19 protein-coding genes and 3 pseudogenes are annotated in these 15,172 nt (G+C 62.4%); 9 read left to right on the top strand and 13 right to left on the bottom strand.

The window, feature by feature from the left end:
- Nucleotides 1-242 precede the first annotated feature (242 nt).
- Nucleotides 243-1,679 carry an IS701 family transposase gene (locus tag NLM32_RS14610; protein WP_254128466.1) on the bottom strand — a complete coding sequence of 479 codons (1,437 nt, stop codon included), beginning with the start codon at nucleotides 1,677-1,679 and terminating at the stop codon, nucleotides 243-245.
- A gap of 150 nt (nucleotides 1,680-1,829) precedes the next feature.
- Here NLM32_RS14610 and NLM32_RS14605 point away from each other — a divergent pair, with 150 nt between their 5' ends.
- Both NLM32_RS14605 and NLM32_RS14600 read left to right on the top strand, forming a co-directional pair.
- Nucleotides 1,830-2,792, top strand: a complete 963-nt coding sequence (locus tag NLM32_RS14605; protein ID WP_254129656.1) for a DUF3618 domain-containing protein — start codon at nucleotides 1,830-1,832, stop codon at nucleotides 2,790-2,792.
- Nucleotides 2,793-2,802: 10 nt separating this feature from the next.
- A complete protein-coding gene (locus tag NLM32_RS14600; RefSeq protein ID WP_254129655.1) occupies nucleotides 2,803-3,303 on the top strand; it encodes a hypothetical protein in 501 nt (166 codons plus the stop codon).
- Nucleotides 3,304-3,431: 128 nt separating this feature from the next.
- Here NLM32_RS14600 and NLM32_RS14595 read toward each other — a convergent pair whose 3' ends face one another.
- Nucleotides 3,432-4,520 carry an IS5 family transposase gene (locus NLM32_RS14595; RefSeq protein WP_254128493.1) on the bottom strand — a complete coding sequence of 363 codons (1,089 nt, stop codon included), beginning with the start codon at nucleotides 4,518-4,520 and terminating at the stop codon, nucleotides 3,432-3,434.
- Nucleotides 4,521-4,770: 250 nt separating this feature from the next.
- Between NLM32_RS14595 and NLM32_RS14590 the strand changes: the two genes are divergently transcribed.
- The 3 genes and pseudogenes from NLM32_RS14590 (at nucleotide 4,771) to NLM32_RS14580 (ending at nucleotide 6,264) form a co-directional block, all read left to right on the top strand.
- Nucleotides 4,771-5,187, top strand: coding sequence for a phage holin family protein (locus tag NLM32_RS14590; protein WP_254129654.1), 417 nt, complete (start codon nucleotides 4,771-4,773; stop codon nucleotides 5,185-5,187).
- Nucleotides 5,184-5,915 (top strand): hypothetical protein, encoded by a 732-nt coding sequence (locus NLM32_RS14585; protein ID WP_254129653.1) that lies wholly within the window; start codon nucleotides 5,184-5,186, stop codon nucleotides 5,913-5,915. The genes NLM32_RS14590 and NLM32_RS14585 overlap by 4 nt, the downstream gene beginning before the upstream one ends.
- A 162-nt stretch (nucleotides 5,916-6,077) precedes the next feature.
- Nucleotides 6,078-6,264: pseudogene (locus tag NLM32_RS14580) on the top strand (hypothetical protein).
- Nucleotides 6,265-6,505: 241 nt separating this feature from the next.
- On the opposite strand, the gene NLM32_RS14575 reads toward NLM32_RS14580, so the two are convergent.
- On the bottom strand, nucleotides 6,506-6,814 hold the full coding sequence (locus NLM32_RS14575; protein WP_254129652.1) for a hypothetical protein: 309 nt from the start codon (nucleotides 6,812-6,814) through the stop codon (nucleotides 6,506-6,508).
- Nucleotides 6,815-6,870: 56 nt separating this feature from the next.
- A complete protein-coding gene (locus NLM32_RS14570) occupies nucleotides 6,871-7,017 on the bottom strand; it encodes a hypothetical protein (RefSeq protein WP_254135570.1) in 147 nt (48 codons plus the stop codon).
- A gap of 576 nt (nucleotides 7,018-7,593) precedes the next feature.
- On the opposite strand from NLM32_RS14570, the pseudogene NLM32_RS14565 reads away from it, so the two are divergent.
- Nucleotides 7,594-7,954 (top strand): annotated as a pseudogene (locus NLM32_RS14565) (Ku protein); the annotation flags it as partial.
- A 124-nt stretch (nucleotides 7,955-8,078) separates the two neighbouring features.
- Here NLM32_RS14565 and NLM32_RS14560 read toward each other — a convergent pair.
- From NLM32_RS14560 to NLM32_RS14550, 3 genes are all read right to left on the bottom strand, one after another.
- Nucleotides 8,079-9,482: a TAXI family TRAP transporter solute-binding subunit gene (locus NLM32_RS14560; RefSeq protein ID WP_254129651.1), complete on the bottom strand. Its 1,404-nt coding sequence runs from the start codon at nucleotides 9,480-9,482 to the stop codon at nucleotides 8,079-8,081.
- 175 nt (nucleotides 9,483-9,657) lie between these two features.
- A complete protein-coding gene (locus tag NLM32_RS14555; RefSeq protein ID WP_254129650.1) occupies nucleotides 9,658-10,068 on the bottom strand; it encodes a hypothetical protein in 411 nt (136 codons plus the stop codon).
- A gap of 253 nt (nucleotides 10,069-10,321) precedes the next feature.
- Nucleotides 10,322-10,549, bottom strand: coding sequence for a hypothetical protein (locus tag NLM32_RS14550; RefSeq protein ID WP_057746595.1), 228 nt, complete (start codon nucleotides 10,547-10,549; stop codon nucleotides 10,322-10,324).
- 220 nt (nucleotides 10,550-10,769) lie between these two features.
- Between NLM32_RS14550 and NLM32_RS14545 the strand changes: the two genes are divergently transcribed.
- The 3 genes and pseudogenes from NLM32_RS14545 to NLM32_RS14535 all read left to right on the top strand — a co-directional run bounded on the left by NLM32_RS14545 (nucleotide 10,770) and on the right by NLM32_RS14535 (nucleotide 12,854).
- Nucleotides 10,770-11,903, top strand: coding sequence for a DUF1236 domain-containing protein (locus tag NLM32_RS14545; protein ID WP_254129649.1), 1,134 nt, complete (start codon nucleotides 10,770-10,772; stop codon nucleotides 11,901-11,903).
- 67 nt (nucleotides 11,904-11,970) lie between these two features.
- On the top strand, nucleotides 11,971-12,120 hold the full coding sequence (locus NLM32_RS14540) for a hypothetical protein (protein WP_254129648.1): 150 nt from the start codon (nucleotides 11,971-11,973) through the stop codon (nucleotides 12,118-12,120).
- Between the two features lie 148 nt (nucleotides 12,121-12,268).
- A pseudogene (locus NLM32_RS14535) lies at nucleotides 12,269-12,854 on the top strand (cell envelope biogenesis protein TolA).
- A gap of 204 nt (nucleotides 12,855-13,058) precedes the next feature.
- On the opposite strand, the gene NLM32_RS14530 reads toward NLM32_RS14535, so the two are convergent.
- From NLM32_RS14530 to NLM32_RS14510, 6 genes are all read right to left on the bottom strand, one after another.
- Nucleotides 13,059-13,241, bottom strand: coding sequence for a hypothetical protein (locus NLM32_RS14530; RefSeq protein WP_254129647.1), 183 nt, complete (start codon nucleotides 13,239-13,241; stop codon nucleotides 13,059-13,061).
- Between the two features lie 63 nt (nucleotides 13,242-13,304).
- Entirely contained in the window at nucleotides 13,305-13,496 is a 192-nt protein-coding gene (locus NLM32_RS14525; protein WP_254129646.1) for a hypothetical protein, read from the bottom strand.
- A 251-nt stretch (nucleotides 13,497-13,747) separates the two neighbouring features.
- The gene (locus tag NLM32_RS14520) at nucleotides 13,748-14,239 is read right to left on the bottom strand and encodes a 2'-5' RNA ligase family protein (protein ID WP_254129645.1); all 492 of its coding nucleotides are present in this window, start codon (nucleotides 14,237-14,239) and stop codon (nucleotides 13,748-13,750) included.
- Nucleotides 14,240-14,269: 30 nt separating this feature from the next.
- The gene (locus tag NLM32_RS14515) at nucleotides 14,270-14,539 is read right to left on the bottom strand and encodes a hypothetical protein (protein WP_254129644.1); all 270 of its coding nucleotides are present in this window, start codon (nucleotides 14,537-14,539) and stop codon (nucleotides 14,270-14,272) included.
- A gap of 141 nt (nucleotides 14,540-14,680) precedes the next feature.
- Complete coding sequence (locus NLM32_RS45820; RefSeq protein WP_256568249.1) at nucleotides 14,681-14,803, bottom strand: hypothetical protein; 123 nt, start codon at nucleotides 14,801-14,803, stop codon at nucleotides 14,681-14,683.
- A complete protein-coding gene (locus NLM32_RS14510) occupies nucleotides 14,797-15,132 on the bottom strand; it encodes a hypothetical protein (RefSeq protein WP_254129643.1) in 336 nt (111 codons plus the stop codon). The genes NLM32_RS45820 and NLM32_RS14510 overlap by 7 nt, the downstream gene beginning before the upstream one ends.
- Between the last annotated feature and the right edge of the window lie 40 nt (nucleotides 15,133-15,172).

Here is a 15,172-nt window from a genome sequence, read left to right as displayed (position 1 = left end):
GCCGCATACCAGATTCTGGGTGGGGTCGGGAATATTGGGACACGCTTCAACGGCAAACTCAAGGGGACACCCGCGGCTTCTCCTCCTTCGAGAAAGCGACCGCTGCGGCTCGGATCCTCTGACAGACCTGGAACGAGCGCGGTCGCCGAGACCGCCCCGTCGGTCCTGCAGCAGCCGGCGGGCGAATGCGCGGGCGCGTCGGCGCGTGGCGTGCGGCGGAAGGTCCTCCAAGGCTACTAGTCCTACTGCGTCACAAACGGTGGTCGGTGGAGTGGGCGAACTTGATCGCACAACAAGGACATCTCAACAACGTTCGGACCAGCCCTTGTTCGAGCCGCCGTCGCATCGTCGTGATCGAATCTGGAATGTGGCGTTGGGTTCGCAGTGGCAGATCCGCGGGGTCTGTAATCTGCGGGAACGCGAGCGAGCGGGATCGGCCGGGCGCACCGAGCGCCTGAGGGGGGAATCGTCTCCCGCTCGGAGATCAGGAATCCGAAGGCTGCAATGCACATCGTTGCGTGATGATGAAAGCCGCGCCAGCCGCGTCCCTCGAAGTGGCCAAGCCCGACTTCCTGCTTGAGATCCTGATAGTCGCGTTCGATGCGCCAGCGCAATTTAGCCGTCTCTACGAGAGTCCGGAATGCCACATCCTCCGGCAATGTCGAGAGCCAGTATTTGGTAGGCTGGTCCTCGCCTTTCGGCCATTCGATCAGCAACCATTCCTCCAACCGCTGGGTGGTTTGGCAATAATCACGGTGCGCGGCACGGACCCGGACGCGGGCAAAGCGCGAGCTCAGCTTTTCGTTCGTTCCTTGCCGCCATGTGATGGTGCGCCAAGCTTTGGCCGGCAGGCCGATCGCGAGCGCCTTGACGGCGGCCGGTTGATGCTGACGGTTGCGGCGCATCAGTTTCGGGGGACGACCGCGGCCCGACCATGGCTTCGGCGGCAAGGGACCGGTGCCGGGCGCCCATACCGTTGTGCTCGACAGAAGACCCGCCACATAGGTCAATCCCAGCGCCGTGATCTCCGTGCGCAGATCGCTGTTGTTGCCATAGCCCGCGTCCATCAGCACGACACCGCGCGGAAGTTCGCTCGCACAGGCCCACCGCAACTGCTCCAGCGCGATCTCAGGCTTGGTCCGGAAGCCGACTTCGGCAGGAATGCCCACCTTGCGCCGCCGATCGCAATCCTCAGTCCATTCCTTCGGAAGATAAAGGCGATAGGCGACAGGCAGGCTGGCGTGGTGGTTGGCAATCGACAGTGACACCGCCACCTGGCAATTATCCTGCTTGCCGAGCTGCCCGCAATATTGCCGTGCAACTCCAACCGAGTGTCGCCCCTGCTTGGGAAATCCGGTGTCATCGATGATCCAAGCTTCGATCGGGCCCTGGCGTTCAATCGCCGGCAGGACCATCTCGCGTACCTTGCCCAGCACCTTCTCATCCGACCAGGCGCCGCTGCCGACGAAATGCAGCAGCGATTGATGCTGGGCGGCCGTCCGTTCCGGGGCCGTCACCGCCGCCATCGGCTCCACGCTCTTGCGACCGCCACAGGCCATCAGACCGACGCAATAGTCGCGCAGTGGCGCCTTCCGATCCGCATGACCGATGACGCTGGCAAGCCCTTCCAAATACGCCGCAAATCGCATTTCGCTGGTCTTGGTGCCACGCCCGTTCATGTCGGCCTCGTCGGTTGATGGTCGATGCCTCAACCATCGCTGATTCTGGCCGGCCAAAGCCTGCGGTTTTGTGACTCAGTCAGACTAGGAACCATCCAATAAAGGGCGCGTTCGTCCTCGAAGCACAAGCCAAGAAGACAAGAGGGTGAGATGACGCGATCGGTGGAGGAGCTACGACGGGAGTCCGAGCGTAACCGGGCGGAATTGGCGGCCACGGTCGAACGTCTCAAGCAGGGGATATCGGACACGACCCGGGATCTGCGTCACATGGTCTCGCCTCAACACGTTAAATCCGAAATGTCGGGCTACGTAAGCGACAAAGCCCAAGGCTGGGTCGAAGGGCTCAAACAGCAGGCGATGGATAACCCGATGCGCGCCGTCGCTGCCGGTACCGCCATAGCTGTGCCGTTGCTGCGACTGGCAAAAGGGGTGCCTCTGCCGCTTCTCATGATTGCTGCAGGCCTCGCTCTTACCTCGAAGACCGCGCGCGACCGGGCCGCTGGAGCGGTATCGCCCGTGATGGATGGTGCCGGTCGGGTCATCGACCAGACTGTCGACAGAGTTCAGGAAGCAAGAAGTGGGGCCCAGGCGAAAATCTCCGAGTCCCAAGGACGCGCCGCTGGCGCGGTCAACGACGCGATAGATTCGGCAAAGACAGCGGCCCAAGACCTCAAGGCCCGGGCAACGGAGGCCGCAGGGACGATCGGTGACAAGATCACGGACGGCATGGACTCCATCAAGGATTCGGCCTCCGTCGCTCCAGAACAGGCGCGACAGATCATCGGTGACAACGCCGCGCTGATCGGAGGGCTCGGTATCGCCATCGGGGCAATCATCGCGGCGGCCCTTCCGGAAACGAAGCTCGAAGATCGGGCGGCGGGGCCAGCGAGCGACAGCCTGAAGCGCGCTGCAGGCGAGGTCGCTCAATCCGGTTTCGAGGCAGCCAAGGAGACGACGTTGTCTGCGGCCGATGCCGCGACAAGAAGCGTTAGTGAAGCTGACCTTGGACGACACGCGAGCCGGATGACCCGTAATTTGGCTGACAACCTCAAGGAAGCGGCGACCGAGGTTGTTGACGCAGCATTCAGCCCTTCCCCGAAATCGAGCACCTGAGAGACACAACATGAGCGATTCAGATGTGGTCAAGCCGGCCAACTTCAACAAAGGCAAGAGCAGCTCCTCCACCGGTCTGAAGGATCAGATCGGCGATGCAGGGGCCGAGATGAAGCAGCGCGCCGGGGAAGCCCTGCAGGCATCGACGGACATGGCTCGGGACAAGTTCGGCGAAGCCGCCGATGCCGCCAAGAATGTCGCGAGCGGCACCGTCGATCAGATTCAGGAACGGGCACGGGAGCAGCAACAGACCGGTGCCGATTTCATTGAGCGCTTGGCGGGTAACTTCCGCCAAGCTGCCGGCGCCTTCGAAACTGACGTGCCCTTTGCTGCACGCGGTATAAATTCGGCCGCCGACTATGTGGAAGAAGCGGCCGCGAAGGTTCGCGATGGCAGCTTCCGCGACCTCGTCGACGGTGCGACTGATTTTGCGAAGCGGCAACCCGCGGCATTTCTCGGCCTATCGGTTTTGGCTGGGTTCGCCGCTGTGCGCTTCCTAGCAGGCTGCTGAAAAAGATGCCTTGGATGATGATTTTCGTAATATGCGGCTTGAAAACGAAGCCAGCGATGGGCCTCGATGAGCTCCGCATGCGCTGTATAGGTGGGGTTGGTGGCTCATTTTTGACGCTCCAGACGGATTCATCCCGTCGCGGCCAGCAGCTTTGGGATGCGAACGAGGTTGTAGGCTGCGGCGGTGAACACGAAGAACCACTCGACCAGGCCGCGGCCGCGATGGCGCGTCTTGCGCAGGCCGCCAACCGTCTTGATCCACCCGAACGGCTCCTCGATCAGCTTGCGTTTGATGGTGCTGATCCGATAGCCGGGATGGCGGGTGGTGCGCGCGTCGATCGCCGAGCGGCGGTTGGTGTCGTTCTGCGAGACATGCGGCGTGCAGCCGCGCTCGCGGCAGCCGGCGACGAAGTCGGCAGTGTCGTAGTTCTTGTCGCCGCCGACCGTGCTACCGGGCCGGGCATTGTCCTCGATCATGTCGAGCGCAGTCGCGCGCTCGGCGGTGCCGTTGGCCTCGGTCAACCGCGCATCGACGATGAGTCCGTTGCGATTCTCCGTCATCAGATGCCCCATGTGGCAGAGCTTGGCCTCCTTGCCAGCACCCTTGCGGAACAGGCGGGCGTCGGGGTCCGTCGTCGAGGAATGCGTGGCGTTCTTGCGCTTCTCGCCATGGAAGTCGCGCTCGGCATTGCGGGAGCCGCGATCCTTTCCCGCGGGCGGATCGCCAGCGTCCTTCGGCACGAAGCTCTTCATGCTGGCCCAGGCCTCGATCAGCGTACCGTCAACCGAAAAGTGCTCGCTGGACAGCAGTCCTCGCACCTGCGGCAGGTTCAGCACGGCGACGAAGAACTTGGCGGCGATGTCGCCGTCGAGCAGCCGATCCCTGTTCTTGCAGAACACGGTCGGATTCCACACCGCGTCATCCATCGAAAGACCGACGAACCAGCGAAACAGCAGATTATAGTCGAGCTGCTCCATCAACTGCCGTTCCGAACGCACCGTATAGAAGGCTTGCAGCAGCAGCGCTCGCAAAAGCCGCTCCGGCGGGATCGACGGCCGACCTTCGCGCGAGTAAAGCCTGCTAAAATCGCGCGACAACTCTTTCAGCGCAGCGTCGACCAGGTCGCGGATCGCACGCAGCGGATGATCCGCCGGAACACGCTGCTCCAATCGCACGTAGCTGAATATGCCTTCCGACCGCTGATCTGCCCCGCGCATCGCAATCCCCAGCCCCAAGGAATCAAGCAAATGCAGGGAATCACAATCCGCGCGTCGCGCGAAGCGACTTTTTCAGCAGCCTGCTAAAGGCTTCGGGCGGCTCCTCAACCTCGCAGCGGACAAGTTCGCAGACCGGCGCGGAAGCTGGCGCATCCGGAGATCGGACATCGTATGCGAGCGAAGGCTTCGGTGGACAAAGCACCATGAAATCGACGGGTCAGCGAGCCAATGCGGGGGGCGGCAGCGCATCATGAGCATCAAGCACGATATCGAAACCGGGAAAAGCGATCTTCACAACATCTCGGGCCTTGTCGGCGACGCTATGGCTCAGGTCGCGAAGCTTTTCCAAAATGAGGTGGATCTGGCGAAGGCTGAACTTGCCGAAAAGGTTCAAAAGCTTGGCGGAGCGTTGGGACTGCTGGTCGGCGGGGCGGTTTTCGTCATCCCCGCCATCGTGATGGCCCTGTTCGCGTTGTCGTCGGCGTTGATCAGTGCCGGGTGGTCACCAGCATTGGCTTACCTGACATCGGCGATCGTCGCCGCCGCCATATCGGGCACTTTGTTTGCCGTGGGCATCAAGCGGATTGACGCGCGCACCCTCACTCCGCGGGAAACAATCCGGCAACTTGAAAAGGACAAAGATACTGTGAAGGGAATGGTGCGATGAGCGGTGCGCAAACCGGCTTTTTTGACAGTCTACTCGCTGCCGCCAGAGAGAACCCGCTTTCCGCTTTGCTTATTGGCGGCGGAGCACTCTGGCTGCTGGTCGGCGACGACAAATTAAAGGGCGCTGCGCAATCCGCCGCGAACGTCGCATCTGGTGTGGTCGATAGCGGTGCCAGCAATTTGAAGGCTGCAACCTCGGGATTGCAGCGGACCGCGGCGCCGCCGACCGCACCTGAGATGGATCATGAAGGGGGCAGCGTGGCCAAGGATTCACGCGATGCCGCGCAAACGGCAACCGACTCGATGTCTGAAGCAGTGGACAGAGTCCGCGACCGGTTTGACGAGGGCGTCGCTTACGCCCGGGAACAGTTTGCTAAGATGGGCAATCCTCTGCCGGCAGGAGATACCTTGACGAAAGCGCAGTCTTCGCTCGGCGACCTGATGGAGCGCCAGCCGCTGCTCATCGGCGCCATTGGTTTGGCGGCCGGCGCTGCACTCGCAGGCGCGTTTAGAACGACCCCGATCGAAGACAACTACATCGGCGGCGTCAGCGACGACGTGAAGGAGGACCTGAGCAGACGCGGTACCGCTGTATCGAAAGCGCTGCGTGAAGCTGCTGATACGATCGCGGCCGACGCGAGTGACATCGGAGCCGAGGCGATCGATCGCGTGAAGCAGGCGGGAACTGATGCCGCTTACGCTGCCAAGGACAAAACCAAGCAGTTGTGAGGGGCGGCCCGGTGGGCCATATCACGCGCTACTGCCCGTCGGAGTTAGAGGAACATGCGCCGCGGAATGCCATCGGTGCCCGCTTTTAAGAATGCTCGCCATTTGATGGCGAAGCTATGTCAGGAAGTTTCCGGCGATTGTCTTTAGAGGAAGGAGCCGCACATGAGTGACGAACGAAAATCATCAAAAGCGGGGGAACGGGCCGCTGAGGGCTTGCGCGAGGCCGCTTCTAAGGAAGGCGCAAAACGAGAGCAAGATGGGGCACGATCTAGCCAAGGGCGCTGATCGTTTCGAGGAACGCTCTAAAAGCTCGGATGGAAAAACCGCTGAAGAGAAACAAAAAGGGTAAATCCAAGCAGAAGACGCGTCATCGCGACTTCAAGTGAGAGGCCTCCACAATGACTGGAGGCCTTTACGTATGAAGAAGATCAACAAGTGGGTTCGCGAGTGAAACGCGATTAGACACCTCCGAGGATTGGCAGTCTCCCGACCGTCGATTGCCTCCCAGCCCCAGGCGTAACGCCGTGACGTTGGTTGCGGCCTGCCAGCACGATCTAACGAGCGTTTTTCGATCCGGCTATCGAGTTCGATCAGGCAACCTTGCGGCAGGCGCTCAAGGTCCAGGCGAGCAGGGTGATGCTCTCGCCGAGGTCGCCGCTGCCGACCTCAAAGTCAGCTTTAACTAGCGTTGCGAAGAGTTCGGAGGGATCAGATGGACCTGCCGCAGATTGGGAAGCCGGGCTGGCGACGGGCGAGGTATCGGTGCGGACAAACGGACCGGCGTGGGCGTCGCCTTCGACACCATGGCCCTCCACCAGGACGATCTGATCCCGTGACGGCTTGCTGAAGTGGTGCTCGCGATCGGCGGCAAGCGCCACGACCCTTCCCTCGAGCGTCAAGTCGTGCTCCTGCGACGTCAGGCGGCGCGGGCGAGCGAGCGCCGCTTCTGGCGGAGCTAGCGCGTGATATCCGTGAGCGGCATCGCGTTCAGGATTCGGTCGGCAGGGGCGCCGTCCTTGCGGGCCATTTCGACATCCCAGTGCATGTGGTCGAGCTCGGGAATGGAGTGCGCGCGCCGACAACCGGCGACACTTTTTTCCACTGCCACCACCAGGACCACATGGATGAAGGCTTCGCGAGGCTAATCAAGTACACATGATCCGAAAGGCTATTTTTGATGGCCTCGCCCGTGAATTCGAAAACGTGCAATGGCGGGCCAGTTCCTCGATCATCCACTGGCAGTAGATTTCGTGCTCCGCAGCATGGTGCAGAATGGGCAACCTGATGAACCCTGTAAGTAAATCCTCGTATTTCATGCGGTCTTTATCGAATTTCGTGTTGGAACGATGCTTGCGGCATTGGGTCGACCCGCCGGCGCCCTGGACGCTCCCCGAATCCCGGCGCGGCCACATTAGCGGTGATGAGACCATGGGAAGTGCAGCAGACCGCGATCCGCAGCACCACACACATAAAATGCAGAAGGCCTCCGGGACATCCGGAACCATCTGCGCGAGGACATCGAAAAAGTGGACGAACCCCCATTGAAGGCGATGTTCGAAACCTCTGCCGAGAATCCTGGGCGGTCTCGATAAGGCCTTCAAGGACTACGAGCAGAAAAACGAGAAGGCCTGGCGCTGATCGGCGGCTCGCGGGTGTTCCGCTCCAGGTGACGTCTCCAGTCAAAGTCGCGAAGGACATGCTCGACCTGGCCAAGCACGTCAATCAGAAGGCCGGCAACTTCGAGCCGGACAAATTCGAGGACCACTACGAGACGGCCTGGGTGGACCTGATCAACGAGAAGCGGGCCGGCAGGGTCATCCGCCCCAAGGCGTGGCCGAAGGGTGAGAACGTCGTCGATCTGATGGAGGCGCTGCGTTGGCCAAGAGGCCGCGTCGGCGAAGGCAGCCAAGCCGGTCAAGAAGCCGAAAAAGGCCGCCCAAGGACAGAAGGAAATGCTGATGCCGATCGCCGGCAAGAAGCCGGTGAAGGAAGTTGCGGCAAAGAATCTTGCGGCGGGGACGCGGCGGAAGTCGGCTTGAATGTTCGGCTTGGTTTTGGGCCGACGCGCGCACGCGGATGCGGCCGCAAGATCGCTCTGCGGATGCCTTTGATTGGGCTCAACGCCAGCGGGCATTCCAGTTTCGCGGCGGAGCTATCGTATGCCTACCGGCGCGATGCCAGCGTCGGACCCGTAGACCGGGTCGGATCGACGGCACCGCTTTCCAGCGCCGCGCGTCTTTCCGCGACAGCATGATCAAACAGTTGGACGACAAGGGCCAACGCCACCATATCCTCTTGTTCAATCGCGCCATCGTTGTAGCATTTCAGGGTTTCGGCGATGATCGTGTCGACTTCGCGTTGCGATGACAGCAGGTCATGCTCGGGCCCGGTATCCCGAAGCTCCGATGCCAGAGCGAGAACGCGGTTGCAACGACCGGTATCGTCATCGCGATCGTCTCTGTTCAGATAGCGGCGCAGCCAGGCGGCGGCCGAACCAATGCCGGAAAAAAGAAGCAAGGCGAACCAGAAGTAGTCGCTGTACTTGTCCAGAAAGGTTCGTTCCGTCCCGTTGATCACTGCTGCCGCGCCCCTGTGCACGGAGGGCTCGGCTTCCTTCTCGGTTTCCGGCTTGGTAATGTGGGCGGCACCGACGACACGTCGCGTGATCGTGTCGCGGGCCGCGAACAATTGGCGATAGAAGGCTGCCGCCTTGCTTTCCGAAAGTGCTCTCCTGGTGAGAATGAGATGGCTGACGCTGATAGTGTCGACCTTGTCCTCCGGCCAGGCCGGGTTCGCGCTGAATACGCTGCCGGGAATTTCCTCGGCTTCGTAGCGCGGTTGCTTCAAGGCGATGGACTCGGACACGTCGACCGGAAGAAACTTCGGCGCTCCGCGCGATCGCGAAGTCGCAGCGATCGCGTCGGCCGTGATCCTGCTGTCGAGCGGTCCAACCGCGAGATAGGCGTCGAGAGTGGCGTCCTGCGCGAGCTTTTCGATCTGGTCGGTCCCGAATTGGACAGTCGCAACCTTATCGGGCTCCACGCCAGAGCCGATCAGAACGGTGCGCAGAAGCGCCAGATTGGCGCCGGTCCTTCCGAGGATGCCGACCTTGTGGCCTGCCAGATCGGCGATCTCAGCGATCTTTCCAGTTCCCTTCTTCCGGGAGTCCTTGCCATGTCGTCCGGAAGGCGTCCAAAGGACCACGTAGTTCTTCCGCAGCACGGCCAACGTCTGCGCATCCGTCGGCATGCTCAGGTCGCCGCGACCCACCGCCAGTTCGGCCCTGCCGGCGCCAAGCAGAGCGAGGGACTCGGCGGCGCCTTCGGTCGTGATCGGGGATAGCCTGAGCGACCTGCTCTCCTCGCCGAATGCATCGGCCATCGCCTCGACCACCTGATGGTCGTCGCTGCCTGCGGGGCCTACCGCGATGCGGAGGGTCTCGGGCTGCAGAACGTAGTAGAGAGCGACCGCGGCGGCGCCGAAGACGACGAACCCCAACGCCAGCACCACCAGCAGCCTTCGTTGGCGTCCGTCGTACGCGCTCCTGATCGGGGCGGATGATGACATCGGCAAAACCCGGGTGAACGATCAACCTGCCTTCGAGCCGCAACTATGCGCCGTGAGTTTGGGCGAACCGGTCTCGGGCGGGAATGTTCCGTCCGGCGCAAGGGCGATCCGACGCTGGCGATAAAAAAAGGCCGCGCCATCCCGCGCGGCCTCCTTTGCATGAGATCGGCCAGCCTCACCAATGGTGGCGATGCCAGCGATGCCGAACGAACGGATAGGATCCACCGTAGTAGGCGTAGGCGGGCCGCACCACGCGGCGATAGCGGTAGCCATAGGAGACCGGCGCGCTGTAGTAGCTAGTGGTGTAGCCGCCGCCCCAGCGATAGGGCTCGTCGTAGCCGTAGTCGTAAGCGTACGGGCCGCCGTAGTAACCGGCGCCATAGTAGCCGGGGCCGTATCCATAGCCGGGTCCCCAGCCGTACGCCGACGATGCAAGCCCGCCGATTACGGCTCCCGCGACCAGGCCGCCGGCGATGCCCGGCCCCCAGCCACCGCCCCGCCATCGGGCTTCGGCGGGAGACGTCGTGGCTACCGATGCCAGACCGAGGGCGCCGACCATCAACGCCGACATTACAATCTTCTTCATCGGAATTCCTTTCTCTATGCGCGCGCCCCAGCCGTTAACGGGAAAAACAGGCAATGGTTGCTGGCGCCTCGATAGAGCCAGCGCCGACACTTCTCACCGCGATCATGAACTCCTCAAGCAGCGACTGCAGCGTCTCACGCGAAGCTAGGAAAGAGCGGTCATGATCTTCTGCACCACGATCGGGATCCAAGAAAAAGGCCCGCCCGGTTTCCCGGACGGACCCCTCTCGGAAGGACCTCGCGGTCCGATCCAATTACTGTTCGGTGCAGACCTTCGTAGTCTTCACGGCCGACTCCGCCTCGACCTTGGTCTTGTACACGCCGTCGCCTACGACCGTGGTGGTGGTCGTTGTGGGCTTGCTGTCGACGACGGTGCACTTCTTCGTGGTCGCGTCGCGCACGATGTAGAACTCCGCGGCGCTTGCGGCCTGGGTGCCAAGAGCGAAAGCGGCGAGAGCGCCGCACACGATCAGTTTCTTCATGATGTTTTCTCCTCCAGTAGCGATTTAGTAATCACGGAAACGAGAGGAAAGGCTGATTGTTCCTGTTTTTCCCGAAACCCGACGCGACCTCCGAAGCCGCCTCGAATGCAATTTTCTTGTAATCGAATATTGCTTAGCGAAATGGATTACCGCTAATTCCCGATTTGGAACCGCTGACACCATGAAATGTTGATGGGCACCCATGTTTCAGGAGGTTCAGATGAACAAACGTATTTTGTTGGCGACCACCGCCTTCGTCGCTATCGCTACTTCGGCTTTGGCCCAATCTTCGCCGAACACTTCGACAACCGCCCCGTCGGCGCAGCGTCAGCAGGATTCTATGACGTCGACTTCGACGCCTGCGACGACGAACGCACCGTCCGCGTCGACCACCAGTCCGTCGACGTCGAGCACGACGCCGACCGGATCCGCGCAGACTTCGAATCCTTCGTCGACAAATTCGGCGCAGACGCAGGCCCCTTCGACCTCCAACCAGAGCGCCTCGGGTCAGTCGACGGGTTCCGGCAGCAACACCAGCACGTCGCAGGCGCCGGCAACTTCGACTTCGCCGAGCCAGGCGCAGACCAACACCACCAATCCGCCATCGAACCAGGCCCAGACCAGCCAGCCCTCCAGCGGCCAGACCCAGTCGGCCAATCCGCCGGCGACGGGCAGCAATCAGGCGCAGCAGAACCAGACCGGCTCGAACTCCACCAATGCCGCGCAGCGAACCGACGACCGGCAGAACAATTTCGACCGTTCGTCGACCAACGTGAACGCGTCGGTCAATATCAACGACCAGCAGCGCACCCGCGTCAGCCAGTCGATCGCGCGTCTAGACGTGAGACCGCTCACCAGCGTGAACTTCTCGGTGTCCGTCGGCACCGTCGTTCCGCGCGACGTTCGCCTGCAGCAGTTGCCGGCCGACGTCGTCGAGATCGTTCCGCAATACCGCGGCTACGACTTCGTCGTCGTGAAGGATGAGATCGTCATCGTCGAGCCGTCCAGCTACAAGATCGTCGCCACGCTGCCGTATTCCGGTAGGTCCACGGCGTCAGCGCCCGCCCGCAGCGAGGAGCGCAAGACCACCTTCAGCGATCGCGACCGCGAGGTGATCCGGAAGCACGCGAAGGCGCGCCCGGTCGAGCGCGAGAAGCACGTGACTACCGGCAGCACGGTCCGTACCGAGATCCGGACCGGCGAGCGCGTGCCCGAGGGCGTCGAGGTCGAGACTTTCCCCGAGGAAGTCTATCGCGACGCGCCGACGCTGCGGGAGTACCGGTACATCAACCGCGACAGCCACACCTACATCGTCGAGCCGCGCGAGCGCCGCGTGATCGAAGAGATCGACTGACCGTACCGAGAGGACTTGTTTGAGAAGGAAGGGCCGCCCGCGCGGCCCTTCCGATTAGGGGTACCATATGTCTGCGATCGCGAAACTGACTGAACAGAAGAGACAGCTTTTGGAGCGCCTCGAGGCAGAGCCCGGACCCAACGAAAGAACCAAAATCCAGGCGCTGCTCGCGAAGATCGAGACGGCCCTGCGGCTTCTTGGAGCGGGGGTCGCTTAGGATTCCCGCGCCACTGGCGGACGAGTAGCGGAGGTGAGCAACTTTCGACAAATCGGCGATCAAGAGAAGTCGACCAGTGGCGGTCGGACCTGCCGGGCGCTACGCCGCGTGTTACACTGGCGTTTCCCCGTCGCGCAGGTGAACTCAGGTGCCGCGAAAGCTAAAGACCTACCAGACCTCGCTCGGATTTTACGACCTCGCGATCGCCGCGCCTTCGATGAAGGCCGCGCTGGAGGCGTGGTGTTCACCAAGGACACGCCACGGAGACCGAGGATCCAGACGTCGTCGCCGCGACCATGGCGAAACCCGGCGTGGTCCTGAAGCGGCCTGCCGGCTCCAGCGGGCGGTTCGCCGAACATGCCGACCTGCCGGACGTGGACGAAGGAGCCAAGCCCAAGAAGAGCCGCCGTCCGGAGCCGAAGCGACGAGCGGCTCCCAAGGCCAGCGTCGAGGATTCGCAAAAGGCCGCTGCGGCTTTCGAGCGCGAGCAGAAGCGGCGGGACGTCGAACGTCGCAAGGAGGAGGCGGCATGGGAGAAGGAGCGCGCCAGGCGCGAGAAGCTGGTTAACAAAGCCCAGGCGGCGCTGGACGCCGCGCAACGAGAGCACGAAGAAAGGTCCGAGGCGCTCGACGCCGAGCGGCGCGATGTCGAGAAGCGGATAGATGCCGAGGACGCGCGCTGGGAAGCCGAAAGGGAGACACTCAGGGACGCGCTTCGCCGCACGCGGGAATAGGAGACGGGCGATCGGGGTAAGGTGGCAGACCTAGTTCAGTTTCGGAGGTATCCGCGGATCCAATTTACGAAGCAGTCTTTCGACGGTCTGCCGTTGCTCCGCGATATCTTCGCGGACCATCTGCCTGAGGCCGTCGGTTCTGTCTTGGTCCGATTGAGTATCCGGCGACGTCGAGCTCGTCCTGCGCATGAAATGTCCTCCATCCTACCGGATGACGTCTCGAGACGTTCCTGCGAGGAGCGCAAGGCGCTTCGCCATCAGTTCGACGGTCTTGCGATCGTCGTCGTCCGCTTGGCTCGCTCCGCTGTTGCGCGCAAGCCAGTTTTCGATGGCCTGCAGTCGCGTCGCGAGCGCAACGGCGTCGTCGCCGAACCATCCGCTTACCATCGCCCTGAATTCGACCCTCATCTCGCCGCAGATACGGACATGCAGGCAAAAGGTTTCGCGATGTCAGGCGCCCGGTTTGGGTTCCTTCCCGACGCTCTCCATTTGACCGCGGAGCTTTAGCGCGTATTCCTTGAGTTCGACGGCCAGGCGGCGGTTGTAAATGCGCGCCTCCTCGTCCATCGACAGGTTGCCGAGCAACTTGCTCTCTGCGGCTCTGGCTTCGATCTCTTCGACGCGCTTCTCGAGGTCGGTCAACAGAGACTTTTCACTTTGACGGGAAATGAGGGGATGGCCGGAGCCCGTGGTCTCAACCGGCGCACGACTTATCGCCGGCCGTTGCGGGAACAACAAACGTCGATTTGGAAGAGCGATCCGCGGGCTGCGGGGCTTGAAAATGTGAGCGCTCCGACAGTGCCAATTTTTCCCGTTCGGTTCTGCGACGCCGTCCCTCCGAATCTTCACGGGACGGCGCGAAACATCGCGCAGCACACGAGAAGCGCCGGCATCTACTCGAAGGGGAGCCGGTCTACCAGCTTCCACGGCCCGTTGAGGTATTCCCAGACCAGAAGTCCGGTAGCCGCGCTGGCGCGCGGCTCGAAGCCCGTCGAGAGTTCCCGATGAAGCCGCCTCGCATCGTCGGCGGCGACCTTGTTCTGGATTGTCACATGCGGTCGCCAGCCTTGGCTGTCCTGGCTGAAAAACTCGCCGCCCATGGCCAGGCGCGCTGCGGACCGGACCTGTTCAAGCTCCGGCGACCGGACGCGGATCGCGACCCCGAAGCCGAGCAGGAGCGGCGTATCCAGCAAAATCGGTATCGGGCCGAGTGGAAGGCGGACTTTGCACAGGCGCGCCGTCTGCGCCGACGAGAGACGGTGGAACAACGTGAGGTGCGCCGGCAACAGGTTGCGCTCGGGAGGAAAGTGACCCCGGCGTAGGCTGTCCAGCCAGGCGAAGCTCGTGAGATCCAGTTCTGCGGTGAGGAGGAACGTCGGCGTCATCTCAATTCGGATATCGCGATCCGCCTGTCTTCAGCAATCTCTGTCCGGACATTCGGGACAGGTGTCGCGGATGCCATCGAGCACGTCGCGAAGGAGAGCAGCAGCTCCATCGGCGGGAACGCCTCCGGGAGGATGCCGGCGTGCGATGTCGACCGCCCGGTCGCGGGCGTGGGGATCGGCCCGGTCCTTCGCCCAGCCGTGCTCCTCGCATTCGTGGATGGCGCCGGCGTCCTGCAGCACGTGGATCGCCCACCCGCCCAGCGTCCGGATCGCCTTCGGTGTTTCCTTCGTCTTGAGCATCGAGATCGCTCCTGCAGGACGAATTCTCCCGCCCACCGCTCGTTCCGGGCGGTAAGCACGCGGCAGGGATTCGCAATCGGCAGGGCTGAAGCTTGTCCACGTGTTCCGCCCATCCGATGACAGGTTGGGCCGGAGGAGATGTTACTGTCGAGGAGGCGAAAAGCCTTCGATCCGGAGCGTCGTCGACATCGCGACGAACGGCACTGCCCAAGCCGCCGCGACGTTGCCGAGCATCACCATCGTCAGGACAGCCTGCGTCAGCATCCCGGCAACCTCCGAAAAGCGGCGGCCCAGGGCCGCCGCAACCGCATCGGGACGCCCCCGCCGCGCGGCGGGTCATCGTCATCGCCGTCCAACTTGCGCAATGCGGCGAGGATGTCGGCGAGACGGATGGGGCGCTCCATGCCGGGTATCTCGCGCAAGGCGGGACAGGATTCGACGGCGAACATGTCCGACGCCCACGACGACAGAATGATCCGCTTCTCCGAGGCGGACAGCGCGGCATCGCTCAGGACGTCGTCCGGAGATGCGTAGTGGGCAGCGGGATGGAAAAGATGATGGAGATTGCCAGCGTTGGTATTCGCATTGGTCATAGGTCGTCTCCCTTCTTACGCTCCTTTCAAGGGATGGGTT

Origin of the sequence: Bradyrhizobium sp. CCGUVB14 (assembly GCF_024199935.1) — a bacterium.
Taxonomy (GTDB): domain Bacteria; phylum Pseudomonadota; class Alphaproteobacteria; order Rhizobiales; family Xanthobacteraceae; genus Bradyrhizobium.
The sequence above is the reverse complement of the archived record's forward strand: the minus strand, read 5'-3'. Positions and strand labels throughout refer to the sequence as shown.

What these genes read in the sequence shown, in the direction of transcription:
- NLM32_RS14560 (WP_254129651.1), bottom strand. Translation starts at nt 9,482, where the DNA reads ATGTCATCATCCGCCCCGATCAGGAGCGCGTACGACGGACGCCAACGA.
- NLM32_RS14540 (WP_254129648.1), top strand. Translation starts at nt 11,971, where the DNA reads ATGTCTGCGATCGCGAAACTGACTGAACAGAAGAGACAGCTTTTGGAG.
- NLM32_RS45820 (WP_256568249.1), bottom strand. Translation starts at nt 14,803, where the DNA reads ATGCTGACGCAGGCTGTCCTGACGATGGTGATGCTCGGCAACGTCGCG.
- NLM32_RS14530 (WP_254129647.1), bottom strand. Translation starts at nt 13,241, where the DNA reads ATGGTAAGCGGATGGTTCGGCGACGACGCCGTTGCGCTCGCGACGCGA.
- NLM32_RS14585 (WP_254129653.1), top strand. Translation starts at nt 5,184, where the DNA reads ATGAGCGGTGCGCAAACCGGCTTTTTTGACAGTCTACTCGCTGCCGCC.
- NLM32_RS14545 (WP_254129649.1), top strand. Translation starts at nt 10,770, where the DNA reads ATGAACAAACGTATTTTGTTGGCGACCACCGCCTTCGTCGCTATCGCT.
- NLM32_RS14600 (WP_254129655.1), top strand. Translation starts at nt 2,803, where the DNA reads ATGAGCGATTCAGATGTGGTCAAGCCGGCCAACTTCAACAAAGGCAAG.
- NLM32_RS14610 (WP_254128466.1), bottom strand. Translation starts at nt 1,679, where the DNA reads ATGAACGGGCGTGGCACCAAGACCAGCGAAATGCGATTTGCGGCGTAT.
- NLM32_RS14605 (WP_254129656.1), top strand. Translation starts at nt 1,830, where the DNA reads ATGACGCGATCGGTGGAGGAGCTACGACGGGAGTCCGAGCGTAACCGG.
- NLM32_RS14555 (WP_254129650.1), bottom strand. Translation starts at nt 10,068, where the DNA reads ATGAAGAAGATTGTAATGTCGGCGTTGATGGTCGGCGCCCTCGGTCTG.
- NLM32_RS14510 (WP_254129643.1), bottom strand. Translation starts at nt 15,132, where the DNA reads ATGACCAATGCGAATACCAACGCTGGCAATCTCCATCATCTTTTCCAT.
- NLM32_RS14590 (WP_254129654.1), top strand. Translation starts at nt 4,771, where the DNA reads ATGAGCATCAAGCACGATATCGAAACCGGGAAAAGCGATCTTCACAAC.
- NLM32_RS14595 (WP_254128493.1), bottom strand. Translation starts at nt 4,520, where the DNA reads ATGCGCGGGGCAGATCAGCGGTCGGAAGGCATATTCAGCTACGTGCGA.
- NLM32_RS14515 (WP_254129644.1), bottom strand. Translation starts at nt 14,539, where the DNA reads ATGCTCAAGACGAAGGAAACACCGAAGGCGATCCGGACGCTGGGCGGG.
- NLM32_RS14520 (WP_254129645.1), bottom strand. Translation starts at nt 14,239, where the DNA reads ATGACGCCGACGTTCCTCCTCACCGCAGAACTGGATCTCACGAGCTTC.
- NLM32_RS14550 (WP_057746595.1), bottom strand. Translation starts at nt 10,549, where the DNA reads ATGAAGAAACTGATCGTGTGCGGCGCTCTCGCCGCTTTCGCTCTTGGC.